General features: G+C 69.5%; 25 protein-coding genes, 1 pseudogene and 1 riboswitch. Of the genes and pseudogenes, 19 read left to right on the plus strand and 7 right to left on the minus strand.

Features of this window, described 5'->3' with window-relative positions:
• Window positions 1-5: 5 nt before the first annotated feature.
• Window positions 6-734: a carbonic anhydrase gene (locus DPM12_RS12895; protein WP_112258739.1), complete on the minus strand. Its 729-nt coding sequence runs from the start codon at window positions 732-734 to the stop codon at window positions 6-8.
• A 121-nt stretch (window positions 735-855) separates the two neighbouring features.
• On the opposite strand from DPM12_RS12895, the gene DPM12_RS12900 reads away from it, so the two are divergent.
• The 4 genes from DPM12_RS12900 to bar all read left to right on the plus strand — a co-directional run bounded on the left by DPM12_RS12900 (window position 856) and on the right by bar (window position 6,018).
• A complete protein-coding gene (locus tag DPM12_RS12900; RefSeq protein ID WP_211658935.1) occupies window positions 856-2,034 on the plus strand; it encodes a CaiB/BaiF CoA transferase family protein in 1,179 nt (392 codons plus the stop codon).
• 91 nt (window positions 2,035-2,125) lie between these two features.
• Window positions 2,126-3,613: a carboxyl transferase domain-containing protein gene (locus DPM12_RS12905; RefSeq protein ID WP_112258801.1), complete on the plus strand. Its 1,488-nt coding sequence runs from the start codon at window positions 2,126-2,128 to the stop codon at window positions 3,611-3,613.
• Window positions 3,614-3,846: 233 nt separating this feature from the next.
• A complete protein-coding gene (locus tag DPM12_RS12910; protein ID WP_112258740.1) occupies window positions 3,847-4,785 on the plus strand; it encodes a carbamate kinase in 939 nt (312 codons plus the stop codon).
• A 96-nt stretch (window positions 4,786-4,881) separates the two neighbouring features.
• Window positions 4,882-6,018 (plus strand): barbiturase, encoded by a 1,137-nt coding sequence (gene bar, locus DPM12_RS12915; protein ID WP_112258741.1) that lies wholly within the window; start codon window positions 4,882-4,884, stop codon window positions 6,016-6,018.
• Window positions 6,019-6,090: 72 nt separating this feature from the next.
• On the opposite strand, the gene DPM12_RS12920 is transcribed toward bar, so the two are convergent.
• Window positions 6,091-6,975: a helix-turn-helix domain-containing protein gene (locus DPM12_RS12920; protein ID WP_123788442.1), complete on the minus strand. Its 885-nt coding sequence runs from the start codon at window positions 6,973-6,975 to the stop codon at window positions 6,091-6,093.
• Window positions 6,976-7,184: 209 nt separating this feature from the next.
• Between DPM12_RS12920 and fmt the strand changes: the two genes are divergently transcribed.
• The 10 genes from fmt to hisG all read left to right on the plus strand — a co-directional run bounded on the left by fmt (window position 7,185) and on the right by hisG (window position 17,415).
• Window positions 7,185-8,120 (plus strand): methionyl-tRNA formyltransferase, encoded by a 936-nt coding sequence (fmt, locus tag DPM12_RS12925; protein ID WP_112258743.1) that lies wholly within the window; start codon window positions 7,185-7,187, stop codon window positions 8,118-8,120.
• 106 nt (window positions 8,121-8,226) lie between these two features.
• Window positions 8,227-9,636 carry an RsmB/NOP family class I SAM-dependent RNA methyltransferase gene (locus DPM12_RS12930; RefSeq protein WP_112258802.1) on the plus strand — a complete coding sequence of 470 codons (1,410 nt, stop codon included), beginning with the start codon at window positions 8,227-8,229 and terminating at the stop codon, window positions 9,634-9,636.
• A gap of 1,092 nt (window positions 9,637-10,728) precedes the next feature.
• Window positions 10,729-11,289: a pyridoxamine 5'-phosphate oxidase family protein gene (locus DPM12_RS12935; protein ID WP_112258744.1), complete on the plus strand. Its 561-nt coding sequence runs from the start codon at window positions 10,729-10,731 to the stop codon at window positions 11,287-11,289.
• 163 nt (window positions 11,290-11,452) lie between these two features.
• Window positions 11,453-12,115: a ribulose-phosphate 3-epimerase gene (gene rpe / locus DPM12_RS12940; protein ID WP_112258745.1), complete on the plus strand. Its 663-nt coding sequence runs from the start codon at window positions 11,453-11,455 to the stop codon at window positions 12,113-12,115.
• 284 nt (window positions 12,116-12,399) lie between these two features.
• Window positions 12,400-12,548, plus strand: a riboswitch (FMN riboswitch).
• A gap of 143 nt (window positions 12,549-12,691) precedes the next feature.
• Window positions 12,692-13,789 carry a bifunctional diaminohydroxyphosphoribosylaminopyrimidine deaminase/5-amino-6-(5-phosphoribosylamino)uracil reductase RibD gene (gene ribD, locus DPM12_RS12945; RefSeq protein WP_342778785.1) on the plus strand — a complete coding sequence of 366 codons (1,098 nt, stop codon included), beginning with the start codon at window positions 12,692-12,694 and terminating at the stop codon, window positions 13,787-13,789.
• A 4-nt stretch (window positions 13,790-13,793) separates the two neighbouring features.
• Window positions 13,794-14,414, plus strand: a complete 621-nt coding sequence (locus tag DPM12_RS12950; RefSeq protein ID WP_112258746.1) for a riboflavin synthase — start codon at window positions 13,794-13,796, stop codon at window positions 14,412-14,414.
• Window positions 14,411-15,745 carry a bifunctional 3,4-dihydroxy-2-butanone-4-phosphate synthase/GTP cyclohydrolase II gene (locus DPM12_RS12955; protein ID WP_112258747.1) on the plus strand — a complete coding sequence of 445 codons (1,335 nt, stop codon included), beginning with the start codon at window positions 14,411-14,413 and terminating at the stop codon, window positions 15,743-15,745. The genes DPM12_RS12950 and DPM12_RS12955 overlap by 4 nt, the downstream gene beginning before the upstream one ends.
• Entirely contained in the window at window positions 15,742-16,212 is a 471-nt protein-coding gene (ribH, locus tag DPM12_RS12960) for a 6,7-dimethyl-8-ribityllumazine synthase (RefSeq protein WP_112258748.1), read from the plus strand. Before DPM12_RS12955 ends, ribH begins: the two co-directional genes overlap by 4 nt.
• An 11-nt stretch (window positions 16,213-16,223) precedes the next feature.
• Window positions 16,224-16,487 carry a phosphoribosyl-ATP diphosphatase gene (locus DPM12_RS12965; protein WP_112258749.1) on the plus strand — a complete coding sequence of 88 codons (264 nt, stop codon included), beginning with the start codon at window positions 16,224-16,226 and terminating at the stop codon, window positions 16,485-16,487.
• Between the two features lie 73 nt (window positions 16,488-16,560).
• Complete coding sequence (gene hisG, locus DPM12_RS12970; RefSeq protein WP_112258750.1) at window positions 16,561-17,415, plus strand: ATP phosphoribosyltransferase; 855 nt, start codon at window positions 16,561-16,563, stop codon at window positions 17,413-17,415.
• On the opposite strand, the gene DPM12_RS12975 is transcribed toward hisG, so the two are convergent.
• Complete coding sequence (locus tag DPM12_RS12975; RefSeq protein WP_112258751.1) at window positions 17,387-18,244, minus strand: MOSC domain-containing protein; 858 nt, start codon at window positions 18,242-18,244, stop codon at window positions 17,387-17,389. The genes hisG and DPM12_RS12975 overlap by 29 nt on opposite strands.
• A 19-nt stretch (window positions 18,245-18,263) precedes the next feature.
• Entirely contained in the window at window positions 18,264-19,496 is a 1,233-nt protein-coding gene (locus DPM12_RS12980) for a type III PLP-dependent enzyme domain-containing protein (RefSeq protein ID WP_342778786.1), read from the minus strand.
• Window positions 19,497-19,732: 236 nt separating this feature from the next.
• Between DPM12_RS12980 and DPM12_RS12985 the strand changes: the two genes are divergently transcribed.
• On the plus strand, window positions 19,733-20,245 hold the full coding sequence (locus tag DPM12_RS12985) for a SixA phosphatase family protein (protein ID WP_211658939.1): 513 nt from the start codon (window positions 19,733-19,735) through the stop codon (window positions 20,243-20,245).
• Between the two features lie 68 nt (window positions 20,246-20,313).
• On the opposite strand, the gene DPM12_RS12990 is transcribed toward DPM12_RS12985, so the two are convergent.
• From DPM12_RS12990 to DPM12_RS13000, 3 genes are read right to left on the minus strand one after another with little or no spacing between them, the layout of a single operon-like run.
• On the minus strand, window positions 20,314-20,604 hold the full coding sequence (locus DPM12_RS12990) for a YrhK family protein (RefSeq protein WP_112258752.1): 291 nt from the start codon (window positions 20,602-20,604) through the stop codon (window positions 20,314-20,316).
• Window positions 20,605-20,637: 33 nt separating this feature from the next.
• Window positions 20,638-21,909, minus strand: a complete 1,272-nt coding sequence (gene serB / locus DPM12_RS12995; RefSeq protein WP_112258753.1) for a phosphoserine phosphatase SerB — start codon at window positions 21,907-21,909, stop codon at window positions 20,638-20,640.
• 13 nt (window positions 21,910-21,922) lie between these two features.
• Window positions 21,923-22,681, minus strand: coding sequence for a hypothetical protein (locus tag DPM12_RS13000; RefSeq protein WP_112258754.1), 759 nt, complete (start codon window positions 22,679-22,681; stop codon window positions 21,923-21,925).
• 222 nt (window positions 22,682-22,903) lie between these two features.
• On the opposite strand from DPM12_RS13000, the gene DPM12_RS13005 reads away from it, so the two are divergent.
• The 4 genes and pseudogenes from DPM12_RS13005 (at window position 22,904) to DPM12_RS13020 (ending at window position 26,348) form a co-directional block, all read left to right on the plus strand.
• On the plus strand, window positions 22,904-23,686 hold the full coding sequence (locus tag DPM12_RS13005; RefSeq protein WP_112258755.1) for an ABC transporter ATP-binding protein: 783 nt from the start codon (window positions 22,904-22,906) through the stop codon (window positions 23,684-23,686).
• Window positions 23,687-23,723: 37 nt separating this feature from the next.
• Complete coding sequence (locus DPM12_RS13010; protein WP_112258756.1) at window positions 23,724-24,191, plus strand: NfeD family protein; 468 nt, start codon at window positions 23,724-23,726, stop codon at window positions 24,189-24,191.
• An 85-nt stretch (window positions 24,192-24,276) separates the two neighbouring features.
• Window positions 24,277-25,287: pseudogene (locus DPM12_RS13015) on the plus strand (SPFH domain-containing protein); the annotation flags it as partial.
• Window positions 25,288-25,550: 263 nt separating this feature from the next.
• Entirely contained in the window at window positions 25,551-26,348 is a 798-nt protein-coding gene (locus DPM12_RS13020; protein WP_112258758.1) for a TrmH family RNA methyltransferase, read from the plus strand.
• The last annotated feature ends 73 nt before the right edge of the window (window positions 26,349-26,421 follow it).

Raw genomic sequence — 26,421 nt, forward strand, 5'->3', positions numbered from 1 at the left:
TCGTGTTATCCCAGCTCGTGCACCAGCCCGCTGGCGAGGTCGTAGACCGCGGCGACGACCCGCGTCTCCTGGTGCTCGATGGCCTCGCGGATGATCGACGATCGGTGGGGCAGCGCGGCCGCCACGCGGCGCGTCTGTTCGTCGATACACGCGGCGCGAAACGCGTCGTCGTCGGGATCGTCGGGCACGCTGCGCACGGCCGGTTCGATGGCCTGCACCAGCGCGGCGACATCACCTCGCGGGACCGGGCCGCCACGGACCACGTCGATGGCCGCGGTGACCGCCCCGCACCGCGCGTGGCCGAGCACCACCGTGAGGGGTGTGCGCAGGTGCTCGATACCGAACTCGAGGCTGCCGAGCACCGCCTCGTCCAGGACCTCGCCCGCCGAGCGGACGGTGAACAGATCGCCGAGTCCCTGGTCGAAGACGAGCTCCGGCGGAACCCGGGAGTCGGCACAGCCGAGTACGGTGGCGACCGGGTTCTGGCCGTCCACCAGCGACGCGCGCCGGCCGGGGTCGGTGCGGGGGTGGCGGGGCGTCCCGCCGGCGAAGCGGGCGTTGCCGGCCAGGAGCGCGGACCACGTCTCGCCGGCATCGGTATCGGAGCTCGACGACGTCTGCGCGAATGCGCGTGCCGAGGTGATGCCGCCTCCGGCGAGCGGGACACCCACGGTGGCGGCCAGGAGTCCCAGAGCGCGGCGGCGCGGCAGCTGCCCGTGGTCGGTAGTGATCACGTTCGCACGTTAGCCGGGTACGTCCGCCCGCGGCTACCGGAATCGCGAAGCATGCCGAACGTCTGGAACGGGTGGTTCGGTCAGGAAATTCAGTCGGCATACTGGTATCGGAGGTGATCCGGTGGACGACGTCGAGAGCGCAACCGGAGGCGGGCCGCTCGCCGGGTACGTCGTCGTGGACATGTCGCGTGCGCTGGCCGGACCGCATGCGGGCATGATGCTCGGCGACCTCGGTGCGCGGGTGATCAAAGTGGAGGCGCCGGAGCACGGCGACGATTCCCGCGGCTGGGGTCCGCCGTTTGTTGGCTCCGCCGAGCAGCGGATGTCCACGTACTACCTGTCGTGCAACCGCAACAAGGAGTCGGTCACTGCCGATCTCAAGAGCGACGAGGGGCGCGACTTCCTGACCCGGCTGGTGCAGCGGGCCGACGTGCTCGTGGAGAACTTCCGCACCGGCGTCCTCGACCGGCTCGGGTTCGGCGTCGAGCGGCTGCACGAGATCAACCCGAAGCTCGTCATCCTGTCCATCACCGGGTTCGGGCACGACGGCCCGGAAGGCGGCCGCGCCGGCTACGACCAGATCGCGCAGGGCGAGGCCGGGCTGATGAGCATCACCGGCGAGCCCGGACAGCCCACCAAGGTCGGGGTGCCGATCGCGGACTTGCTGTCCGGTATGTACGGCACCAGCGGCGTGCTGGCCGCGCTTCTCGAACGGGAACGGACCGGCAAGGGCCGGGTGGTGCGGACGTCGCTGCTGGCATCCGTCGTCGGCGTGCACGCCTTCCAGGGCACCCGGTGGACCGTCGCCGGAGATGTTCCGGAAGGTACCGGCAACCATCACGCGTCGATCGCGCCGTACGGGTTGTTCCAGGCGGCCGATGGGGCCTTGCAGGTGGCCGTCGGCAGCGAGACCCAGTGGCGCGCGTTCGCCGGCATCGTCGGCCTCGATCCGGACGATTCCCGGTTCGCCACGAACGCCGATCGGGTGCAGAACCGCCAGGAGCTCATCGGCGAGATCGAGCGCACGTTCGCGGCGGCGAGCACCGACCACTGGCTGGATCTGCTGGAGAAGGCGGGCATCGCGAGCGGCAAGGTGCGCACGCTCGATCAGGTCTACGAGTGGGATCAGACGCGTTCGCAGGGCCTGCTCATCGATGTCGAGCACCCCGTGCTCGGCTCGATGCAGCTGCCGGGACCGCCCTTGCGGGTGGACGGCGGGCAGCCGCGCGAGCACGTCGCACCGCCCATGCTCGGCGAGCACGACGAGTCCGTGCGGGCCTGGCTGGACGAATCCCCCTGATCACCCTCCGCTGATCATCGGCGATTTTGCCCGTCTCGGGCCGCAAAATCGCCGATGATCAGCGGAGGACGCATGGACGGGAGTGGATGGTGTGACCGAGAGACGGGGTGCTGTGGAGCTGATCGAGCTCGTCCTGGACGACGGCTCGTTCATCCGCTGGGACACCGAGCTGCCCGACGTCGCCGCCGACAGCGCGTACGCTGCCGAGCTCGCCACCGCACGAGAACGCAGCGGGCTGGACGAGGCCGTGGTGACGGGGGAGGGACGGATCAACGGCCGCCGCGTGGCCGTGGCGGCGTGCGAGTTCCGCTTCCTGGGCGGCTCGATCGGCGTGGCGGCGGCCGACCGGCTCACCCGCAGCATCGAACGCGCCACGGCCGAGGGCCTGCCATTGCTGGCCGCGCCCGTGTCGGGCGGGACCCGCATGCAGGAAGGCACGCTCGCGTTCGTCCAGATGGTGAAGATCACCGATGCGGTCGTGGCGCACCGCTCCGCCGGACTGCCTTTCCTGGTTTACCTGCGACATCCGACGACGGGCGGGGTGCTGGCGTCGTGGGGGTCGCTGGGACACGTCACCGTGGGCGAGCCGGGCGCGCTGATCGGCTTCCTCGGACCGCGCGTGTACGAGGCACTCTACGAACGCCCGTTTCCCGAGGGAGTGCAGGTCGCGGAGAACCTCTACGCGCACGGCCTTCTCGACGCGGTGCTGCCCGCGGAGGAACTCGCCGGCATCGCCGACCGGGCGCTGACGGTGCTGATGGCCCCGCGTGAGGGGCTGCCCCCGGTGCCGGAACTGCCCAAGGAACCGCTGGACGACATCCCCGCGTGGGAATCGGTGTTCCGCTCCCGCCGGCCCGAGCGGCCCGGGGTGCGCCGGCTGCTGCGGGTCGCGGCCACGGACGTCGTGCCGCTGAACGGCACCGGCGAGGGGGAGCTCGATCCCGGCCTGTTGCTGGCGCTGGCCCGCTTCGGTGGCGCTCCCTGCGTCGTGCTCGGGCAAGACCGGCGTGGCCAGGCCGCGGCGGGTCCCATGGGGCCAGGCGCGTTGCGGGAGGCGCGCCGGGGCATGCGCCTGGCGCACGAGCTCGGCCTGCCACTGGTGTCCGTGATCGACACGCCCGGAGCTGCGCTGTCGAAGACGGCCGAGGAGGGTGGCATGGCCGGGGAGATCGCCCGTTGCCTGGCCGAACTGGTCATGCTGGAGGCGCCCACGCTGTGCCTGTTGCTGGGCGAGGGGAGCGGTGGCGGCGCCCTGGCGCTGATGCCGGCCGACCGCGTGCTGTGTGCCCAGCACGCATGGCTGTCCCCGCTGCCGCCCGAGGGGGCCAGTGCGATCATGTACCGGACCACCGAGTACGCGCCCGATGTCGCGGCTGCCCAAGGTGTGCGCTCGCTCGACCTGCTGCGGCAGGGGATCGTGGACCGGATCGTCGCCGAGCACGACGACGCGGCGGACGAGCCGGAGGACTACTGCCGCCGGGTCGGGCATGTCCTGCAGCACGAGCTGGTCCGGCTGCTTGAGATGGACCCGGCCGAGCGCCGGGCAGCACGGTCGCGACGCTACCGCCACTTGAGCTGACCCGGGGATCTCGGAGCCCTCCCCAGCATGATCATGAACGATTCGACCCGCCACAGGGCGGGAAAGTGTTCATGATCACAGAATTGGTGATTGGTGCCGAAACATCGTCGTCGTTTGGGCGAACCTCACCATCGTGGCGTCCCGGCCGACTCCCTAGGCTCGAAGCACGGCTGTCCGTCCACCGAGACCGCCGGGATTGACCGGCCAGTAGCCGGGTTGAGGAGGTAAGACGCGTGCGAGTGCTGATCGCGCTGGGTGGCAATGCGATGACGTCGCCGGAGGGCCACGCGCGCCCGGAGGACCAGATCACCGCAATCACCCAAGCGATGGAACCCGTTGCCGATCTCATCGCCAGCGGCGTCGACGTCGTCCTCACCCACGGCAACGGCCCGCAAGTCGGCAACCTCCTGGTCAAAAACGAGCTCGCCGCCTCGGTCGTCCCACCGGTGACGCTGGACTGGTGCGGGGCGCAGACCCAGGGAACCATCGGGTTCGTCACCGTCAACGCCCTGCAGCGTGCGTTGCATGGGCGCGGCATCGACCGCCAGGCCGCGGCGGTGGTCACGCGTGCCCGGGTGGACGCGGATGACCCCGGCCTCGCCAACCCCACCAAGCCGATCGGGCGTTACTTGCCGCGCGACGAAGCCCAGGTGCTGATCGAGCACGGCCAGGTCTGGGAGGATCGTGGAGAGCGCGGCTGGCGCCGGATGGTCGCGAGCCCCGAGCCACGCGAGATCCTCGACGCGCCGGCCGTGTCCGCGCTGATCCGCGCCGGATTCGTCGTCGTCGCCAACGGCGGGGGTGGCATTCCCGTCGTTCGCGACCCCGATGGCACGGTGCGCGGCGTGGAAGCCGTCATCGACAAAGATCTCGGAGCGGCGCTGCTCGCCCGCATGCTGGACGTCGACACGCTGGTCATCGCGACGGACGTCGACGGCGCCGTGCTCGACTACGGCACGCCGCGCGAGCGCGCCCTGGGGCTGGTGGACGTTCCGACCATGCGTAAACATGCCGCCGAGGGCCACTTCGCCGGTGGCAGCATGGGACCCAAGGTGGAGGCGTGCTGTCGCTTCGTGGAGAACGGCGGACGGCGTGCGGTGATCACCTCGCTCGGCCGTATCGCTGACGCGGTAAGCGACGACGTCGGGACGACGGTGGTGCCGGCGGCATGAGCCGACGCCAGCACACGTCCGATGGCCAGCTGTACGTGCCCGGAAGGCGGCACGGGTGCACGAGAGTGGAAACACGAGTACGAAAGGTGGCCGGGTATGCCTGAGCCGATCGAAGTCCGCAAGGTTGCCATCAAGCACGTCAGTGACGCTTCGGGACTGGCCGAACTCATCGACTCGGGTGTACTGGATGCGGATCGCGTCATCGCCGTAGTGGGCAAGACAGAGGGCAACGGCGGCGTCAACGACTACACCCGGATCATCGCCGACCGCGCGTTCCGCGAGGTCCTCATGGCGAAAGGCACGCGGACCGAGGACGAGGTCAAGCAGGTGCCGATCGTATGGTCGGGCGGAACGGACGGGGTGATCAGCCCGCACGCGACGATCTTCGCGACGGTGCCGCGCGAGCAGGCCGAACAGACCGACGAGCCGCGCCTGACCGTAGGCTTCGCGATGAGCGAGACGCTGTTGCCCGAAGAGATCGGGCGACGCGGCATGGTGCAGAAGGTCTCCGATGCCGTGCAGGTCGCGATGGAACGCGCGGGGATCACCGACCCGGCCGACGTGCACTACGTGCAGACGAAGACTCCGCTGCTGACCATCCACACCATCCGCGACGCCAAGGCGCGCGGCAAGTCGGTGTGGACGGAGAACACGCACGAATCCATGGACCTGTCGAACGGCTGCACGGCGCTCGGTGTCGGCGTGGCGCTCGGCGAGATCGACATGCCCGACGACGCCGACGTCATGCACAGCCGTGACCTGTACTCGGCGGTCGCATCCTGCTCGTCCGGTGTCGAGCTGGACCAGGCGCAGGTAGTCGTCGTCGGCAACGCGCGCGGCGTCGGTGGCCGCTACCGCATCGGGCACTCGGTGATGAAGGATGCCGTGGATACCGACGGCATCTGGGCGGCGATTCGTGACGCCGGGCTGAAGCTGCCCGAACGGCCACACCACAGCGATCTCGACGGCCGCCTCGTCAACGTGTTCCTGAAATGCGAGGTCAGCCAGGACGGCGCCGTACGTGGCCGGCGCAACGCCATGCTCGACGACTCGGACGTGCACTGGCACCGCCAGATCAAGGCGGCGGTGGGCGGGGTCTCCGCCTCGGTCACCGGCGATCCTGCCGTGTTCGTGTCCGTGTCGGCGGCGCACCAGGGCCCCGACGGTGGCGGGCCGGTGGCAGCAGTCGTGGACCTGGGTGACGAACCCACCGGGTACCGCTACGACGCCTGACTGCTCCGGCGGCTGACTGCTCCGGCGGCCGGGCTCTGCCGACCGGGCTCGGCCCGCTCTGGTGCTTGATCGCTACGAGGCTTGACCGCTTCGGCGGCTGGGCTCGGCCTGCTCCCGGGCGGCGTCGTTCCCGCCGCCCGATGAGGCGGGACTCGCGTTCGCGCCGGTGCCGTACGGCCCGGTGCGGTCGGGCCCGGTGCCGCCCGGCTTGGTGGCGTCGGGCCTGGCGTCATCCGGCCTGGCGTCATCCGGCCTGGCATCGTCCGGGCCGTCCGGTTCCGGCTGTGTGCCCAGCAAGTCGATCACGGAGAAGCGGAATCCACGTCGCTCTGATTCCGTATCGCGCGCCGGTGACAGCGGGTGCCGTTGCTCCAGGAGCTGGTCGGCCAGCAGCGGCACCTGCGGTCCCGACGCGATCGCCCGCACGACCCGATCGTGCGGGCGCCGCCACTGTGCGGGGGAGATGACGGTGGTGAGCACCTCACTGCCGAGCCGCCGCGCCGCGTGAGCGGCCCGGCGGTCGAGATCGTCGCGATCCGGCGTGCCGACGACGAGCAGCTCGACGTCGGTCGGCGCGGGCTCGCCGGCGCCGTTCAGATACGCCGCCCATGCACCGACGATGCTGGCGGACGCGACGCGTTCCAAACCTCCGAGTGCGGCGGTGAGCACGTGTGCCGGTCCCATCGTGACCACGATGAGCTCGTGCAGCGCGCGGTAGAAGGGCGCGTCAGTGTTGGCGCGGACGAGCCTGCTTCGGCCAATACGGCGTGTGACAACGATGTCGCCACGTTCCAGCCGTTCCACCTCGCGCAGTGCGTTGCCCGCATGTGCGTCCACGGCTGCGGCAAGGTCCGATACCGACTCTTCAACCTGCCCGATGAACAACCGGACCAGCAGGTCAGCCTGCATCTGCGAGCGCAGAAGCGGAAATGCTGGCGGCGCTGCGGGCTTCATCACGCTCCCGAATACATGCAATAAAGGCAACTCATTGTGTGATGATTGCATGTGTTGCGGGTGCCGATCCAGCGGCGCGCGGAGCGTGCGCCCGGCGTAGACACGGGACGCGGCCCTGGCGGAAACCGTATGGGGCTGCCGGATATCGTGGTGACCCTCAGCTTTCCAACCGTTTTCCAACCGTCACCATCTCGGGCGAGGATTCATCAGCGATGCGCGTTCTGTTCGCCGGCACCCCGGAGACTGCGATCCCGTCGTTACGTGCGCTCCTGGCCTCACGCCACACCGTCGTCGCCGTTCTCACCAGGCCAGATGCCCGCGTCGGCCGCGGGCGCAAGCTGGCACGCAGCCCGATCGGCGCCGTTGCGGACGAGGCAGGTATCGAGGTACTCACCCCGACCAAGCCACGCGATCCGGAGTTCCTGGCCCGGCTCGGCGAGCTGGCCCCAGATTGCGCGCCCATCGTGGCCTACGGCGGGCTCATCCCTCCGGCGGCGCTGGAGATCCCGAAACACGGCTGGGTGAACCTGCACTTCTCACTCCTTCCGGCCTGGCGGGGCGCGGCCCCGGTGCAGCACGCGATACTCGCCGGCGACGAGATGACCGGTGCGACGACGTTCCTCCTGGAGGAAGGGCTCGACACCGGCCCCGTCTACGGGCTGGTCACCGAGGAAATCCGGCCGTCGGACACCAGTGGGGACGTCCTCGAGCGGCTGTCCGAGTCGGGAGCCGAGCTTCTCGTGCGCACGCTCGACGGCATCGAAGACGGCACGCTGCGCGCCGAACCACAGCAGGGCGACGGCGTATCCTACGCACCCAAGATCACCGTCGAGGACGCCGCCGTGGACTGGAGTTCTCCTGCGCTGCATATTGACCGCCTCGTGCGGGCGTGCACGCCCGCACCCGGTGCGTGGACGACGTTCCGGGGCGAGCGGCTCAAGATCGGCCCCATCGCGCTGGAACCTGACCGCCATGACCTCGAGCCGGGGGCGATGCTGGTCGAGAAGGGCCGCATCCACGTCGGTACGGGGAGCCACGCCGTCGTCCTCGGTGACGTGCAGCCACAGGGCAAGCGGGCCATGCCAGCCGACGCCTGGGCGCGCGGCACGCGCCCGGAGACGGGGGAGCGTCTTGGCGACGCCGCGTAGGCCGCAGGGCACGCCCGATGGGCCCGGCCGGGGACGAGGCACCAACCCGGCAGGCACGCAGCGTTCGGGCGGCAAGGCACAGGACGGGAAGGCGCGAAGCTCGGACCTGCGGTCGAAGCAGCGCTCGGGCCAGGAGCGCACCCGCTCGGGACGTCCTGCCCGTCGGGTCGCGTACGAGACGTTGCGTGCGGTCACCGACGAGGACGCGTACGCGAACCTCACCCTTCCCGGCCTGATACGCCGCTACCGGCTCGACACCCGCGATGCTGCGTTCGCCACCGAACTCACCTACGGCACCTTGCGCGGGCTCGGTATCTATGACCAGATCATCGAGGCGTGCATCGACCGGACGATGAGTGAGCTGGACCCGCGAGTCCTCGAGGTGCTCCGCCTGGGTGCCCATCAGACCCTGGCCATGCGGGTCCCCGCCCACGCGGCGGTGTCCACGATGGTGGATCTGGTCCGCGCCACGGTCAGCGACGGCGCGGGCCGGTTCGTCAACGCCGTGATGCGCAGGATCGGCGAGCACGATCTCGACGCGTGGACGCACGAGCTGGCGCCGTCACGCGATGCCGATCCGGAAGGATTCCTGGCCTTCCGGTACGCGCATCCGCCGTGGATCGTGCGGGCGCTGCGGGACTCACTGAATCGGTACGGCCCGGGATCCGGATCACGAGACCAGGCGGATGCGCTCGAATCCTGCCTCGCGGCGAACAATGAACCGGCGAGCGTCGTCCTGGCGGCGTGGCCCGCCCGCGGCGACGTCGCGGAGCTGACGGCCGCTGGCGCGCAGCCGACCCGGTGGTCGCCCTATGGCGCGGTGCTTGACTCCGGAGACCCCGGACGCCTCGACGCGGTTAAGGCCGGCCGGGCGGGAGTCCAGGACGAGGGGAGCCAGCTAGTCACCCTTGCAGTGACTGGAGTCCCCGTCGAAGGCGACGACGCGCGCTGGCTGGACATGTGTGCCGGGCCCGGAGGCAAGGCAGCCGTGCTGGCCGGTCTCGCCCATCAGCGAGGAGCGCAGCTCGTGGCGCTCGATCAGCATCCGCACCGGGCGAGACTGGTGGAGCAGGCGCTGCGTGGTGCACCAGGCGAGCATTCCGTGGTGGTGGGCGACGCGACCGACGAGCAGTGGCAAGACGGGAGCTACGATCGGGTGCTGCTGGACGCACCCTGCTCCGGGCTCGGAGCGCTGCGCCGCCGCCCCGAAGCGCGGTGGCGGCGGACACCGTCGGACATCGCCCAGCTCCGGCCGTTGCAGACCGCGCTGCTCCAGGCGGCGGTACGGGCGGTGCGTCCGGGCGGCGTCGTCGGATACATCACGTGCTCACCGCACCTGGCCGAGACGGTCACCGTCGTGGAAGACATCCTGCGCCGGAACGACGACATCGAGCGCGTCGACGCGCGTCCGTATCTGCCTGGAGTTCCGGATCTGGGCTCGGGCCCGGATGTTCAGCTGTGGCCACATGTGCACGGCACCGACGCGATGTATCTGGCACTGTTGCGCCGCACCTGAGCTGGCGTCGTTGACGGCAGCGGCCACGTGAGCCGCTGCTGCTAGCGCCGGCGAGCGCCCTCCACATGGCCGGGTGCGGCAGCCTCGATGACCTTGCGCCCGCAAGCGGTGCACAAGCACACCTGAGCTGGTGTAGACCGTGGCGATGCGGGGCGCGCATAGCAGTCTTCGCTGATGACCCGGCCGCCTGTTCCCGCGCGCCTCGCCTGTTCCCGCGCGCCCCGCCCGTTCCTACGCGCTCTGCCCGTTCCTACGCGCTCTGCCTGTTCCCGCGCGCTCCGTCTGTTCCCGCGCGCTCTGCCCGTTCCTACGCGCTCTGCCCGTTCCTACGCGCTCTGCCTTCCCCCGCTGATGACCCGGCTTGCCTCCCGCGGAGCGCCTTGCACGGTGAGTTCACGTTGGCAAGCGCTTTCCGTGATCGATTCGGGGGTACTCAACGTGCATGGCCGGTGCAGTGAGCGTGCACGGCCGAGAGGACCGGCTGTGCGTGGGTACGGCGGTCGAGCTGCGAGCCGCAGCGACCACGGTGCGTTGTCTGAGCGTCCCCGCAGATGGCAGCGGGTTCGTTGCCTGGTGGCACCTTTACGGAAGCGGCCAGCTCCGAGAGCGATGGCTCACGAGAGCGGGGGCTTGCGAGAGGGTGCCGTGCACGGTGAGTTCACGTTGGCAAGCGCTTTCCGTGATCGATCCGGGGGTACTCAACGTGCATGGCAGGTGCAGTGAGCGTGCACGGCCGATGCAGTCAACGTGCATGGTCCGTACGCTCAGCGTGCACGGCAGGCGCGTTCAGCGTGCAGGGAGTCGGTGCAGCGAGTGTGTATGAGTGCAGACCATCCGCTGGTGCCGGCGGCGAGATGAGCGTGGCCCAGAGACGGTTGATGGGGGCGATGGTGTGGCCCAGAGACGGTTGATGGGGGCGATGGTGTGGCGGAGATGGTCGGTAGTGGTGACGGGGTAGTGGAGAGGTAGCGGAGAGGTAGCGGGCAGTGGCGACGAGGGCTGCCGAGAGGTGGTCGGTGGCGGCGATGAATATCGGACGATCGGCTGGTCTATCTGGGGAGGAGCACACGGCGACAGAGAAGGAGGACACGTATGAGTGACGAGCAGCGCGTCATCGAGCCGGTGAGTGCCGAGCCGATGAGAACGTCGCTGTCGTGGGGCGATCTGCAGCAGCCCGACAGCAGCGTGTCCACGCCGATGCCGTGGACGCGGGCGCTGTCCAGTTTGACGAGTGTGCCGACGTATTGGGTCGCCACGGTGCATCCTGACGGCCGGCCGCACGCGGTCCCGGTGTTGGGGGTGGTGGTCGACGGTGCGGTTCACTTCTGCGCGAACGAGCGGACAAGGAAGGCGCGGAACCTGCAAGGCGATCCGCGGATCGTGGTCACCGGCAGCAGCGACGATTTCGATCTTGTGGTGGAGGGCAGCATCACGATCGTCACCGGCGACGACACGGTGAGGAAGATCGCGAGCGCATACGATGCGAAGTACGGGTGGCGGCCGGAGGTCCATGACGGTGCGCTCTGGGCAGATGGCGCCCCGACGGCGGGTCCTCCGCCGTACCGGGTCCATCGCGTCATTCCGCACACGGCGTTCTGCATGCCCACCGACGACGAGGCCGTCGCTACCCGATGGCGGTTCCGGCCGATGTGATCTGGGGATGGTCGATGTGCATTCGTGTTCGTGGTGCATGAACGCCGGTACGGGTACGAGACGCGGTACAGATGATGCCCGTGGACGACGACCGGTGACGACGCCCTGCACGGCTAGCTCAGGTGTCGACGTTTTGGATGTCCAGCGAAGCTAGGGTGGAGTCGTGGGAATCCAGATCGCTCCGAGCATCCTGTCGGCCGATTTCGCCAATCTCGAGTCCGAGATCGCTCGTATCCCGAATGCCGATCTCGTGCACGTGGACGTCATGGACAACCATTTCGTGCCCAACCTCACGCTGGGTTTGCCTGTGGTGGCGGCGATCCGGGAGCGTACCGGGCTGACGATGGACTGTCACCTGATGATCGAGGACCCGGACCGCTGGGCACCGGCCTATGCGGAGGCCGGTGCGGACAGCGTGACGTTTCACGCCGAGGCGGCGGCGGCTCCCATCCGGCTGGCCCGTGAATTGCACCGCCAGGGAGCGCGAGCGGGAATCGGTCTCAAACCGGCGACGCCCGTCGAGCCGTTCGAGGACACTCTCGCCGAGTTCGACATGTTGCTGATCATGACTGTCGAGCCCGGATTCGGGGGCCAGGAGTTCCTTGACCTGTGCCTGCCCAAGATCCGCCGGGCACGGGACATGGTCAGCCGTGCCGGGCTGGACGTGTGGATCCAGATCGACGGGGGAGTGTCGAAGGCGACGATCGAGCGCTGCGCCGAGGCGGGCGCGGACGTGTTCGTCGCCGGTTCCGCCGTCTACGGTGCGGACGACGCCGCGGCCGCCGTGGACGAGCTGCGCCACCTCGCCGCGTCCGCGGCGCACTGAAGCCGGTTGTGGCCGGGTACGGCACGCCAAGCGGTGTCTTGCCGGAGAGACTTACCGAGGGGCAGTGAGCCGGTTGTGGGCGCGGGACACACCACGTGATGCACCGGCGACGATGCCCCCGCGACGGCTGCCTTCGTCTCGCCCCGGGGCGACTCACCGAGGGTGCACTGAGGCCGGTTGCTGTCCCGGGACCGTGAGCCTCCGCCGAGTACGGAATGGCCGGCCCGGATGCTGCCGGGAACACGTGGTGCCCGGTGGCGGTTAGACTTCTACAGGAGAACCAACGCGTGCTCCGGGGCTCGGTGAAATTCCGAACCGGCGGTGACAGTCCGCGACCCGTTGGCCAGTGTTCGCGTGGCGGCATGGTGGTCAACGGTGGACCCGGTGAAACTCCGGGACCGACGGTGACAGTCCGGATGGGAGGCAGCACGCGCGGGTACCTCTCCGTGGTGACGGCGCGGTGACGTCGCAGGCGGGGCACGGTGCCCGATATGTCCGCCCAGGCGGATCGACGTCCCGGAGCGCGCTCGACTGACGAGCGAGGAGGAGACTCCGGTGGCGAAGCCGGCCGAGCGGATGGCGATGTGGCGCGCTGTCGAGCTCTCGTCTCGCGCACAGCACACCACCCCACCGAATCCCGACGTCGGCTGCGTGATTCTCGACGCGCATGGCGAGGTCGCCGGCGAAGGCTGGCATGAACGCCCGGGCGCCCCGCACGCAGAGATCGTCGCCCTGCGCGAGGCAGGTCACCGGGCATCGGGTGGTACGGCGGTCGTGACCCTGGAGCCGTGCAGCCACGAGGGCCGCACCGGCCCGTGCACCACCGCGCTGATCGACGCTGGTGTCCGTCGCGTCGTGTACGCCGTTACCGATCCGAATCCGCAGGCCACCGGGGGCGCCGACGTCTTGCGGGCGCATGGCATTGAGGTGGATGGCGGGCTGCTCGCGTCGGAGGCGGCGGCCGTGAATGCGCGCTGGCTCACCCCCTTTCACACGGGCCGTCCGTTCGTCGTGTGGAAGTATGCCGCCACCCTGGACGGCCGCAGCGCTGCCGCGGACGGGACGAGCCGCTGGATCACCGGCGCCGGAGCGCGGGCCGAGGTGCACCGGCTGCGCGCGGCCGTGGACACCATCGTGGTCGGATCCGCGACCGTGATCGCCGACGATCCGCAGCTCACGGTCCGGCATGGCGGCACGCCCGTGCCATATGCGGAGCAGCCCTTGCGCGTCGTCGTCGATTCGGCGGCGCGTACTCCCGCAACCGCCCGCGTGTGCGACGACGCGGCACCCACGTGGATCGCAACGGCCGCGGAGGTCGGGAGCACCCCGGACGGACGGGTGGATCTGCACAAGCTCCTCGCGACCCTGTACGAGCGGGGTCAGCGCTATCTCCTGCTGGAAGGCGGCCCGGCCCTGGCCGGGGCGTTCTGGCAGGCCCGCGTGGTGGACCGGGTGGTCGCCTACATCGCTCCGGCCCTGCTGGGTGCGGGCCCCACCGCGCTGGCGCACGCGGGTATCGACACCATCGACGACGCCATACGGCTCGACGTTCGAGAGGTGACCACCGTCGACGGCGACGTGCGGATCACCGCCACACCCCACCCGGCACCCGACAGCGGGGTCGCCGGCCCGCAACAACCCGCGGTAGCAGCGGCCGCGGACGAGGAGGCATGAGGACATGTTCACCGGAATCGTCGAGGAGCTGGGCAGCGTCGTTAAGCTGGACATGCCGGGCGAGGGGGCGAACGACGCGGCGGCGTCGGCCCGGCTGACTGTACGCGGCCCCCTGGTCGCCTCGGATGCCACGCACGGCGCGTCGATCAGTGTCAACGGGGTGTGCGTGACGGTCGTCGACGTCGACGCCGCGACCTTCACCGTCGACGTGATGCCCGAAACGCTCGACCGCTCGGCGCTCGGGCGGCTGCGCCCGGACGACCCGCTCAACCTCGAACGCGCCGTGAAAGCCAGCGACCGGCTCGGCGGGCATATCGTCCAGGGCCATGTGGACGGTGTGGGGGCCGTGCACCACCGGACACCGGGGGAGCGGTGGGATGTCGTGCGAATCGGCCTCCCGGCCGATATCAGCCGATACGTCGTCGAGAAGGGCTCCATCGCCGTCGACGGCGTCTCCCTGACGGTGTCCGGGCTGGGACCGGATTGGTTCGAGGTGAGCTTGATCCCGACGACGCTGGAGGCCACCACGCTGGGGCATCGACAGCCGGGCGACGAGGTGAACCTCGAGGTCGACGTGATCGCCAAATATGTCGAGCGCCTGGTCGAAAGGCGGGGTGAGGCATGAGCGGGCCGATCCAGCTGGATTCGGTGGAGCGAGCGATCAAGGAGATCGCGGCAGGCCGCCCGGTGATCGTCGTCGATGACGAGAACCGGGAGAACGAGGGTGATCTGACATTCGCGGCCTCGCGGGCCACGCCGGAACTCATGGGCTTCATGATCAGGCACAGCTCGGGCGTCGTGTGCGTGCCGATGCCCGGCGTGGAACTGGACCGACTCAAACTTCCGCCGATGACCACGGTGAACGAGGACCGCAAGGGCACGGCCTACACCGTGTCCGTGGACGCGCGGCACGGCATCGAGACCGGCATCTCCGCCGCCGACCGCGCGCACACCGTGCGCGTGCTGGCCGATTCCGCGACAGAGGCCTACGAGCTGACGCGCCCCGGGCACGTCTTTCCGCTACGAGCTGTCGAGGGTGGCGTGCTGCGGCGCCCGGGTCACACCGAGGCCGCCGTGGATCTCTCCCGGCTGGCTGGCCTCTCACCGGCGGGCGCCATCTGCGAGCTCGTCCACGACGACGGGTCGATGATGCGCGCACCGGCGTTGCGCGGCTTCGCCGACGAGCACGGGCTGGCGATGGTGTCCATCGCCGACCTGATCCGCTACCGCAGGCGCACCGAGTGTCAGGTGGAGCGGGTCGCGACCACCCGGCTTCCCACCGTGCACGGCACGTTCCACGCCGTGTGCTACCGCGACCTGCTGGACGGCCGCGAGCACCTCGCGCTGACGATGGGCGAGCTGCGAGCCGACACACCGGTGCTCGTCCGCCTGCATTCCGAGTGCCTGACCGGTGACGTTCTCGGCTCGTTGCGGTGCGACTGCGGGCTTCAGTTGCAGGCCGCGCTGGCCATGGTCGCGCGGGCTGGGGCGGGTGTCGTGGTGTACCTGCGCGGACACGAGGGACGCGGTATCGGATTGGCGCACAAGCTGCGTGCCTACGAGCTGCAAGACGGCGGCCACGACACCGTCGATGCGAATCTCGAACTGGGTTTTCCCGCCGACTCGCGCGACTACGGAACGGGTGCGCAGATCCTGGCCGATCTCGGTCTGGGATCCATCGCGCTGATGACCAACAATCCGCACAAGCTTGCCGGTATCGAGGGTTACGGGCTCACGATCGCCGAGCGGGTGACGCTGCCGGTGGAGCCGCATCCGGAGAACCTGCGGTACCTGAAGACGAAACGGGACCGCCTGGGGCACGATCTGCCCGGGTTGGAGGCCGATCCCGACGATCCCGCCCCCGAGCCCGATGCTCCCGAGCCTGGCGCGGACACCGCGAACGAGACGGCCGGGGCAACGGGCCCGGTCGACGACGAGGAAGGACGTACGGCGTGAGTGGAGAAGGTGCTCCGGAACTTCACCTGGACGGGCGCGACCTGCGGGTGGCACTGGCGGCGGCGCAGTGGCACGCGACCGTGATGGACGGCCTGGTCCGTGGGGCGTTGCACGCGTTGGAGGACGCCGGCGTGTCGGACACGCTGGTGGTGCAGGTGCCGGGATCGTTCGAACTGCCCGCGGCGGCCGCCCGGCTGGCCCGCGGCGGGCACGACGCGGTGATCGCGTTGGGCGTCGTCATCCGGGGCGGGACCCCGCACTTCGACTACGTTTGCCAGGCCGCCACGAGCGGGCTGACGCAGGTGTCGGTGGAGACCGGCGTCCCCGTGGGCTTCGGCGTGCTCACGTGCGACACCGAGGAACAGGCTCTGGATCGCGCCGGGCTGGAGGGCTCGCGCGAGGACAAGGGACGGGAAGCCGCCGAGGCTGCGGTGGCCGCGGCGCTGGCGTTGCGGTCCGTCCCGTAGGGTATGCGTACGTGAAGAGCTTCGACGACTTATGGGCTGAGCTGACCGCGAAGGTCAAGACCGGTGCGCCCGACTCCGGCACGGTGCGGGCGGTGCACGAGGGTGTCCATCATGCCGGCAAGAAGGTGGTGGAGGAAGCCGCCGAGGCATGGATGGCGGCCGAGCACGAGAGCGACGAGCGTGCCGCTGAAGAGATCTCCCAGCTTCTCTACCACGTGCAGGTGCTGATGCTCGCCCGTGGTGTCAACCTCGACGACGTTTACGCCAAGCTCTGAGCGTTCGTCGCCGGGTGCCGAGCGCGGCCCGGCGGGGAAACGCGCGAGCGGCTCATGAGAAAGGCTCGATGTCATGACTGTTCTGCGTATAGCCGTGCCCAACAAGGGGTCGCTGGCCGAGCCGTCTGCCGAGATGTTGCGCGAGGCCGGCTACCGGCAGCGCGGCGACGACGGCCGCGAGCTCGTGCTCAGCGACCCGGAAAACGGTGTCGAGTTCTTCTTCCTGCGCCCGCGGGATATCGCCGTGTACGTCGGCTCGGGCACGCTCGACGTCGGCATCACGGGGCGTGACCTGTTGCTCGATTCGGGTGCCGACGCGGAAGAGCTGTTGAGCCTGGGCTTTGCCCGTTCGACGTTCCGGTTCGCGGCCCGGCCGGACACGGCAACGGACCTGAGCGGTTTCGACGGCTTGCGGGTGGCGACGTCGTACGCCGGGCTGCTGCGCACGTATCTCAGCGAGCGGGATGTGGACGCCGAGGTCATCAAGCTGGACGGGGCGGTGGAGACGGCCGTGCAGCTCGGCGTCGCCGACATCGTGGCCGATGTGGTGGAAACCGGGACGACACTGCGCCAGGCGGGGCTGGAGATCGTCGGCGAGCCGATCCTGAACTCCGAGGCGGTGCTGATCGGGCGCGCCGGCGCGGAACCCGCGCCGGGGACGGAGCAGTTGAAGCGCCGCATCGAGGGCGTGCTGGTCGCGCGGCGATACGTGATGATGGACTACGACATCCGGGCCGAGCGGGTCGAGGAAGCCAGCGCCCTGACGCCCGGGCTGGAATCGCCGACCGTCTCCCCGCTGCACCGGGAGGGGTGGGTCGCGGTCCGGGCCATGGTCCCGCGTGATCGTGCGCAGCGCGTGATGGACGAGCTGTGGCAGATCGGTGCCCGGGCCATCCTCGTCACCGAGATCGTCGCCTGTCGGGTGTAGATTCGGCGGCGACCTCGGCCAGGTCGCCGACGCGGAGCTCGCCCGGAGTCTCGGGGATGAGGTTGACGCCGAACCACACCTCGCCGTCCCATCGGCGGTAGCGCGACAGGGTCCGCAGCGGTTCCTTGCCCTTCACCAGCGAATCCGGATCGATGGTGGTCAGCACGCACCGGCCGCAGGGCTTGGCAACCCGGAACTCGATATCGCCGAGCCGGATCCGTGACCACGTGTCCTCGGCGAACGGTGTGTCGTTCTCGACGACGACGTTTGGCCGGAACCTGCGCATCGGCAACGGCTCGACGATCTCGCCACGCTGGCGGGCATCCGACTCGATCCACCTGTTGAGCTGGTCCAACGAGCTGGTGGTGGCGAGGAGCAACGGGAAGCCGTCGGCGAAGCTGACGCGGTCGTCCGGCTGCGCGTGTTGCGGCTCGACCGCCCGGCGGCGAGGATCGTCGAGCCAGACTAGCCGGACGTCGTGGTCCAGCAGGGAGCTGAGCCACGCGTCGGCGTCCGCGCTGGGATGTGTGGCGCTGAGCTCGTCTCGAAAGACGTCGACGTCGACGAGCGGCTCGGCTGGCGCCTTGGTGGCATCGACGTCGATCGGTTCGGCGTGCGGGCCGTGCAGGCGCAGCTGTCCGGGAGCATCGGGCGTCGCCGTGACGTGGAGCAGCCGGGGAAAGCGCCGGGCGGTCACTGCCGATCCCTTCGCGTCGACCGCCATCCAGCGGCGATCGCCGGCCAGGCCCCACGGCTCGACGGGGGCGGAGTCGACCGGGTGACCGTGGGTGGACTTCACGGGGTAGATGGTCAGCTGGCTGACACGCATCTGGTCGGAACCCGCCGCGCTACAGGAACGTCTTGCCGTCGCCGCGGTAGGTGGGCGCGGTGTCGACGAGCCGCTCGCCGCGGACCAGGTGGTAGCTGTAGAAGTGCTCGGCCAGTTCGCCCGCCTTGCCGTGCCGGAACCACACGAGATCGCCGAGCGCCAGCCCGTCGGCGGTCGCGCCGAGCAACGGCGTCTGGGTCTGCCCGGCACCTTCCGAACGGCTGAGCCGCAGCCCTTCGGGAAGCCACGGCACGGGCAGCCGCAGCGGGTCGGCGGGACCGCTGGCAAGGTAGCCACCGCCGGCGACGGTCACCGTTCCCGGCCCGGGGCGGCGAACTACGGGCAAGGCGAAGAAGGCGGCGGGGCGGTAGCCGGCGGAGTTGTTGTCCAGCGTCACCGGACCCAGGAGGCCAGAACCCGCGGCGACCTCGGTGATGCCGTGCGCCGCGGCGGTGTCGCGGATCGAGCCGGTTCCGCCCCCAGTGACGAATTCGAGATCGGTGACGTTGCACACGGCGTCGATGACGGCGGCGCGCCGCGCGGCGAGGTCACGCTCGGAACGTTTCTGGATCATCCGATGCAGCCGGGCACGCAGCCCACGCCGCGGTAGGTGATCGTGGGCGTTGGCGAACTGCGTCTCGAAGGCCTGCAACCCCACGAGGCGGAAACCAGGCCGCGACACGACCGCGCGGGCGAGGCGAACGACGTCCTCGGGGGCGCGCAGCGGCGAGCGGCGGGCACCGGAGCGTATCCGGCCGCGCAGCGCCTGCCACGAGCAGTCGAGATCCAGGCAGACGCGCAGCTCGGCCCGCGCCTCGGGGGCGGCCACCGCGTCGACGAGATCCAGCTGGGCGATGTCGTCAACCATGATGGTGACCCGGCCGGCGAGGTGCTCGTCGCTCACGAGCCGCGAGAGTGCCCGCCGGTCGGCACTGGGGTAGGCGACGACAGCGTCGTCGCAGATTCCGGTGCCGGCGAGCCAGATTGCCTCGGAGAGGGTGTAGGCGAGCACGCCCCGAAATCCCTCCCGGCCGAGGGCATCGCGCAGCAGTGCGCGGTTGCGAAGCGCCGCGCTCACGACACGGATCGGGGTTCCCGCGGCGCGGTGGAGAAGTTCTTCGGCGTTGGCGTCCCAGGCGTCCATGTCGATGGCCGCGAGCGGGACGTCGCAACTCGTCGTCGCCGAGTTGAGCCGATGTCGCAGGTCAGCGCGCGAGCTTGCGGGCGGGGCCGTGGGTGCGTTCCGGGACACGTCGTCGCCATCCGAGATGCGGTCGGGACCCGCGCCAGGCGGTGGCGGTGGCGGGGTCGTTTCGTCTGCGAGCTTGATCTCCACCCGGAATGCTTATCAGACAATCACCATCCGGGTCACTACCGGCCTAACCACCACGCGTTGCCCGATATGATCAATCTTGCGGAGAAGTGCGACATCTGCCCCGCCGGGGGAGTGCCACGAGCCGTAGCCGGGACGTTCTAGCGTGGAGCGGTATGTCGAGAACTCTCGTACTGTTGCGGCACGCCAAGTCCGCGTGGCCGGACGAGGACGTGTCGGATCGTGAGCGGCCACTGACCACGCGTGGCGGTCGCGACGCTGCCGCGGTGGGTCGCTGGCTTCGAGATCAGGCTCTGGCGCCGCAGCTCGCCCTGGTCTCGGGTGCACGTCGCACCCGGGAGACGTATGACGGAATGGCCGGCGAGCTCGACCCGGCGCCGGAACTGCAGGTCGCCGATGCCGCCTACGCGGCCGGGACCGGCGACCTGCTCGACCTCGTCCGGGACATCCCCGACGACGTGTCCTCGGCGATCCTCATCGGGCACAACCCGGGGATCGCCACGCTGGCGAGCCTGATCGACGACGAAGCGACCGACGTGCCGGAGCGGCAGCAGATGCGCTTGAACTTCCGTACCGCGGCGTGTGCGGTCTTCGAGGTCGACGGCCACTGGTCAGGCATCGATCCGGGCACGGCCAGACTCGTCGCGTTCGCCGTGCCGCGCGGCTAGGCAAGCGGACCGAGACCAGCCGGTGACGGCCAGCATCCGCCCGCTTCTCGAACCAGCGTCTAGCCCGCCTAGAAGTCGTGCGGTGCCTCAGCGGCGTATTGCGTACGGAACCGCTTGAGGTGGATGTGCCGGCTCAGCCGTATCAGCGGGCGGACCAGCAACTCGATGCTGCCCACCAGGAAGCACCACGTTCCCGCCGTCTCCCAGGCAGCGAAGAAGTACATGATGCTGCCGACGATGAACCAGAGCGCGATGAGGATGTCGTTGACGATGCTGGCGGTCTCGTACCGCCGGCGGATCACCAGCTCCTCCCGGCCGAGCCGAAGAATCAGATCCCGATCGTGTGCGTCGTCCGACATGTGCCGCCTCCGTCCGTGCGTGCGTCCGGCACGTCAAGGCTGGGGTACCGGCGGGGCCGGGGTGGTGTATCCGTCCGCGGCGTCGGCGGCCTCGATCTCCTCGCGGCTGATGCCCAGCAGGTAGAGCACCGCGTCAAGATAGGGGACGTTGACGGCGGCGTCGGCGGCGCTGCGGACCACGGGCTTGGCGTTGAACGCGACACCGAGACCGGCTGTGGCGATCATGTCGAGATCGTTCGCACCGTCGCCGATGGCGATGGTCTGCGAGAGCGGCACCTCGGCCTCCGCGGCGAACCGGCGCAGCGCGGCCGCCTTTCCGGCGCGGTCGAGAACGGGGCCGGAAAGGCGCCCGGTGAGCCGGCCGTCCACGATTTCGAGAGTGTTCGCGGCCGCGTAATCGAGCTCGAGCTCGCTGGCCAGGCCGTCGGTGATCTGGCTGAACCCGCCGCTGACGATGGCGCACTGGTAATCGAGCCGTTTCAGCGTGCGCACCAGCGTGCGTGCTCCCGGGGTGAAAATGACGTCGTTGCGGACGTCGTCCAGGGCAGAAGCGGGCAAGCCGGCGAGCAGCTCGACCCTGGCCCGCAGCGATTCCGCGAAGTCGAGCTCGCCGCGCATCGCCGCCGCCGTGACTCCGGCAACCTGGTCGAGTACGCCGGCGCGGGCGGCGAGCATCTCGACGACCTCGCCCTGCACGAGAGTGGAGTCGACATCCATGACGACGAGGCGCTTCGCCCGCCGGATCAACCCGGACGGTTGCACCGCGACGTCGACGCCGCTGGTCAGTGCCTCGTCGGCGAGCTCGGCCTTGAGATGCTCCGGATGCGTTCCGGAGACCTCCAGCTCGATGGACGTGACCGGGTACGAGGCGAGCCGGACGATGCGGTCGATGTTGGCGCCGGTGCGGGCGATGCGCCCGGCCAGGGCCTCGATGGCGGTGGGACGCAAGGGGTAACCGAGCACCGTCACGTGTGCTTGCTCGGTGGGAGCGGGGTCGCGATGCCCGTGACTGAGCTCCACCTGGAGCTCCAGCTGGGCGGCGACGTCAGCGAGCGTGCGCTGCAGGGTGCTCCTGTCCGGTGGTTGGCCGAGCAGGGCGGCGAGCACGAGCTTGCCTCCGGCGGTCACCTGCTCGATATCGCGAATCTCGATCTCGTACGGAGCCAGAGCGGCGAAGATGCTGGAGGTCAGGCCGGGGCGATCCTGCCCGGTGAACGTCACCAGCAGTGCATCGGCGCGCGCGGCAGCGGTGTCGTGGCCGCCGGCAGCGCCCGATGCGCCATGCGGACTTGTCGGAGCAGTCATAACATCGTCAACGCTACCGGCTGCCGTCGAGCGAGTTGCAGGCGGCCACGAGCGCGTGCCGGGCGGCACGCTCCAGCGGCGTCAGCACGGCACGCCGGGATTCGGCCTCCGCGGCCGTGACGGCACCGCCGTCGTCATCGAGCGCCAGCTCGGCCACGGCCAGCAGCCGGATACTGCGTGCGGCAACGAGCTGAGCTTTTGTGGGGAACCCGCGCGGCAGTGGCTCGCCTGCCTTCGCGGAACGGACCTCGTCGAGCAGTGTGGCGACCTCGGGACGCCAGGACGCGACGTCGAGCTTGGCCAGCGCCGAGCCCGTCTCGCGCAAGGTGTCGGCCAGCAACTGATCGGATTCCGCGAGGCGTGGCTCGGACGGCGGGGGATTGGCCGGGCGGCATCGCCACGTGACGAGATGGCCCTGATCTCCGGGCGGGCCGAACACCCGGATGTCAGGAACCAGTGCGTAGCCGGCGTTCTCGGCGATGACTGCCTCGCCGGCATCGACGGCATCCTCGGTGAGATCCGCGGGCCCGCCAAGGCCGACGGGATCACCCGGCACCGGCAGGGATGCGCGGAATGCGCTCGCACCCTGCTCCCGCAGGGTGGTCAGTGCGGTCGCGAGAGGCACGGCCGTGACGGCACCGGGGACGTCGACGACGTCATGTGGCTCGTCGTCGCCGCAGACGCGGGCCACGACGTCGTCGAGGGTGCACTGGTCGCGCAACCACGCACTAGCCCAAGCGGCAAGGCGGGCCGAACGAGGCATGGTCACCATACGTCAAGCCTAGATGGTGCGGCTGCCAAGATCGTCGGTGGTTGCAGCCGATCCGGGGCCGTTCGCTGGTGGTGCAGGAACGCGAGCACAGGGACGGGTGGGTGGAGCGGTGTGGCGCGCCCGGTAGGGTGCGGATGCGGCCCCTAACCGGGCCCGGTGCCGAACCAGGTGACCGCCCGGATGCTGAACCGACCTACCGAGCGCTGAGGAGCTGGCTTGGCGATGTCCGACGTGATCGAGTTCACCGATGTGACACTGGTGCGTGCAGGGCACCGGCTGCTCGACGGCGTCAGCTGGTCGGTGGCCGACGGGCAGCGGTGGGTGATCCTGGGGCCGAACGGCGCGGGCAAGACGACCCTGCTCCAGATTGCCGCCACCAACATGCACCCCACCAGCGGGCGCGCCGTCGTGCTCGGCGAGACGCTCGGCGCGGTCGACGTCTTCGAGCTGCGCCCGCTCATCGGATTGACGAGCGCGGCACTGGCCGAGCGGATTCCGGCCCGGGAGCGAGTACTCGACGTCGTGCGGACGGCCGCCTACGGCGTGCTGGGCCGCTGGCGGGAGTCGTACGAGGACGTCGACGACAGCCGCGCCTACCAGTTGCTCGACCGCCTGGAGATTCCCCACCTGGCCGAGCGCACGTTCGGCACGCTCTCCGAGGGTGAACGCAAGCGGGCCCAGATCGCGCGTGCCATGATGAGCGATCCGGAGCTGCTGCTGCTCGACGAGCCGACGGCCGGTCTCGACCTCGGCGGCCGGGAGACACTCGTCGCCACGGTCGGCGAGATCGCCAGCGACCCGTCGTCGCCGGCGCTCGTCCTGGTGACGCACCACGTGGAAGAGATCCCGCGAGGAATCACGCACGCACTGCTGCTGCGCGAGGGTGGCGTGGTCGCGGCCGGACCGATCGAGACCACGCTGACGTCGGACAACGTGAGTTCCTGTTTCGGGTTGCCGCTGCACATCGGCCATGACAACGGGCGGTGGAACGCGCGCGCCATCTGAGCCGGGACACGCGATTGCCGGGGCGTAATCTGGATCCATGCAAGGGTTCTGGGACTGGCTGAGCGACAACGAGTGGTCGGCTTGGCTGGGACTGGCGTTCCTCTTCGGGATTTTCGAGACCACAACGCTCGATCTCGTGTTCCTGATGATGGCTGCCGGCGCGCTCAGTGGTGCGCTGGCGGCGATACTTGAGGTGCCGCTCGTCGGACAGATGCTGATCGCCATCGGCGTGTCAGCGATCATGATCGGCGTGGTGCGTCCTATAGCCAAACGACACATGCGCATGCCACAGAAGGTACGCACCGGTGTGGCTGCGCTGGTGGGCCAGAGCGCCGTCGTACTCGAACCGGTGGACGGAGACGACGGGCGAATCAAGCTCGCCGGTGAAGAATGGACCGCGCGCAGTTTCGATGGCCGCACGGAAATCGAAGCCGGCAAGAACGTCGACGTGATCGAGATCGACGGTGCCACGGCACTCGTACTGCCGGAGGATGGCCCGTTGTAGCGTAGGTCACGTCATACCACGCTGGCGAGATACGGCTCCAGCTCTCCGGGGCCGATGACGTCATGTGCAATACGAAAGGTCACCGATGGAAGCCGGACAGGCGTTTCTTCTCTTCGTCATCTTCCTGCTGGCCGTCTTCGTCTTGGTCGCGCTGGCCAAGGCGGTGCGGATCGTGCCACAAGCACGGGCGGGAATCGTCGAGCGGCTCGGCCGGTATCAGCGCACCCTGTCTCCGGGCCTGGCCGTCGTCGTCCCGTTCATCGACCGCGTGCTGCCCATGGTCGACCTGCGGGAACAGGTCGTCTCGTTCCCGCCGCAGCCAGTGATCACCCAGGACAACCTGGTGGTCTCGATCGACACGGTGGTGTACTACCAGGTGACCGACCCCAAGGCGGCCACCTACGAGATCGCCAACTACATCCAGGGAATCGAGCAGCTGTCGGTCACCACGCTGCGTAACGTGATTGGTGGCATGGATCTGGAACGCACCCTGACCAGCCGCGAAGAGATCAACAGCGCGCTGCGCGGCGTACTCGACGACGCGACCGGCAAGTGGGGGATCCGGGTCAACCGGGTCGAGCTCAAGGCGATCGATCCGCCACCGTCCATCCAGGATTCGATGGAGAAGCAGATGCGCGCGGACCGCGACAAGCGCGCGGCGATCCTTACGGCCGAGGGGTCGCGGCAGTCGCAGATCCTCACCGCCGAAGGGGAGAAGCAGTCAGCGATCCTGTCGGCTGAAGGTGACAAGCAGGCCCAGATCCTGCGGGCCGAGGCGGACAAGCAGGCACAGATCCTCAAGGCTGACGGCGAGGCCAAGGCGATCGGCGCCGTGTTCAATGCGATTCACCAGGGCAAACCGGACCAGAAGCTGCTGTCCTACCAGTACCTGCAGATGATGCCGGAGATCGCCAAGGGCGACGCCAACAAGGTATGGATCGTTCCCAGCGAGATCGGCGCCGCCCTGGAGGGTCTCGGCCAGGCCGCGGGCAAGTTCGGCTCGACGTTCCCCGGCTCGGGGTTCCCCGGTCACGGAGCCGAAGGTGACGGTGATACCGAGGGGAGCGAACGGGACGAGGACGGGGCGATGCCCGGCGCCGCGGTAGCAGATGAGGTTCACGACGCGGCGAGCGATGCCGCGGCTGAAGGTGAGGCGGCTGTCACCGCGGCGCAGGACGAGGTGCGCGCCGCACTCAAGGCTGCCGAAGCCGCCTCCCGTGGACGGAGCACGTCGCCCGAAGACGTGGCTGCCGAGACCGGCGAGACGGACCCGGGCGGTCAGGGACCGGGTCATCCTCCGGAGCCCCCGCCCGTTCCACGGCCCCCGGAGAGCTGAGCGGGCGAGGCCGTAGCGAGAGCGTGTACACGGTACATATCGACGACCCCGGAGATGCCCGCCTCGCCGACTACGTGTCGCTGCGCGATGTACAGTTGCGCACGTCGCTGGAGGCGGAACACGGGCTGTTTCTCGCCGAGGGCGAGAAGGTGATCCGGCGCGCGGTCGAGGCAGGCTACGAGGTGCGCTCGTTCCTCATGGCGCCGAAGTGGCTGGACACGCTGGCTGATGTCCTGGAGACGGCCGGTGACGTCCCGTGTTACGTGGCCCCCGAGTCCGTCGTCGAACAGGTCACCGGCTTCCACGTGCACCGCGGCGCCCTGGCGTCGCTGTGCCGCACACCCATGCCCGCCCTGGAATCCGTGCTCGAACACGCGGAGCGAGTGGTCATCCTGGAAGATCTGGTCGATCACACCAACGTGGGCGCCGCGTTCCGGAGTGCCGCCGCGCTGGGGTGGGACGCGGTGCTGCTGAGCCCTCGCTGCGCCGACCCGCTGTACCGGAGATCGATCAAGGTGTCGATGGGTTCGGTCTTCACCGTGCCGTACACGCGGATCGAGCACTGGTACGACGGCCCGGGCACGGTGCGCGCCGCCGGGTTCGAGGTGTTCGCGCTGACCCCGGCCGCCGATGCCGTCGACCTCGCCGAGGTCGAGGCGCCCCGGCGGATGGCGCTGCTCGTCGGCACGGAAGGCGAGGGATTGAGCCAGCGCTGGATACGCGAAGCCGATCAGAGAGTGCGTATCCCGATGTGGAGCGGAGTCGAGTCCCTCAACGTCGCCGCCGCCACGGCCGTGGCATGCTACGCGCTGCGCCGCTGAATCCCCCGTGTGATGCGCACCGGCGGACGAGCCGCGAGAGGCTGCCGGGCGGAGCGGGCGCGGAGCCGGAGTG

This window comes from Phytoactinopolyspora halophila (assembly GCF_003287285.1).
GTDB classification, from domain to species: domain Bacteria; phylum Actinomycetota; class Actinomycetes; order Jiangellales; family Jiangellaceae; genus Phytoactinopolyspora_A; species Phytoactinopolyspora_A halophila.

Coding starts and splice junctions, on each gene's coding strand:
- bar (WP_112258741.1), top strand. CDS start 4,882: ATGCCTGAGCCGATCGAAGTCCGCAAGGTTGCCATCAAGCACGTCAGT.
- fmt (WP_112258743.1), top strand. CDS start 7,185: ATGCGCGTTCTGTTCGCCGGCACCCCGGAGACTGCGATCCCGTCGTTA.
- DPM12_RS12935 (WP_112258744.1), top strand. CDS start 10,729: ATGAGTGACGAGCAGCGCGTCATCGAGCCGGTGAGTGCCGAGCCGATG.
- ribD (WP_342778785.1), top strand. CDS start 12,692: ATGGCGATGTGGCGCGCTGTCGAGCTCTCGTCTCGCGCACAGCACACC.
- DPM12_RS12950 (WP_112258746.1), top strand. CDS start 13,794: ATGTTCACCGGAATCGTCGAGGAGCTGGGCAGCGTCGTTAAGCTGGAC.
- DPM12_RS12955 (WP_112258747.1), top strand. CDS start 14,411: ATGAGCGGGCCGATCCAGCTGGATTCGGTGGAGCGAGCGATCAAGGAG.
- hisG (WP_112258750.1), top strand. CDS start 16,561: ATGACTGTTCTGCGTATAGCCGTGCCCAACAAGGGGTCGCTGGCCGAG.
- DPM12_RS12975 (WP_112258751.1), bottom strand. CDS start 18,244: ATGCGTGTCAGCCAGCTGACCATCTACCCCGTGAAGTCCACCCACGGT.
- DPM12_RS12985 (WP_211658939.1), top strand. CDS start 19,733: ATGTCGAGAACTCTCGTACTGTTGCGGCACGCCAAGTCCGCGTGGCCG.
- DPM12_RS12990 (WP_112258752.1), bottom strand. CDS start 20,604: ATGTCGGACGACGCACACGATCGGGATCTGATTCTTCGGCTCGGCCGG.
- serB (WP_112258753.1), bottom strand. CDS start 21,909: ATGACTGCTCCGACAAGTCCGCATGGCGCATCGGGCGCTGCCGGCGGC.
- DPM12_RS13000 (WP_112258754.1), bottom strand. CDS start 22,681: ATGGTGACCATGCCTCGTTCGGCCCGCCTTGCCGCTTGGGCTAGTGCG.
- DPM12_RS13005 (WP_112258755.1), top strand. CDS start 22,904: ATGTCCGACGTGATCGAGTTCACCGATGTGACACTGGTGCGTGCAGGG.
- DPM12_RS13010 (WP_112258756.1), top strand. CDS start 23,724: ATGCAAGGGTTCTGGGACTGGCTGAGCGACAACGAGTGGTCGGCTTGG.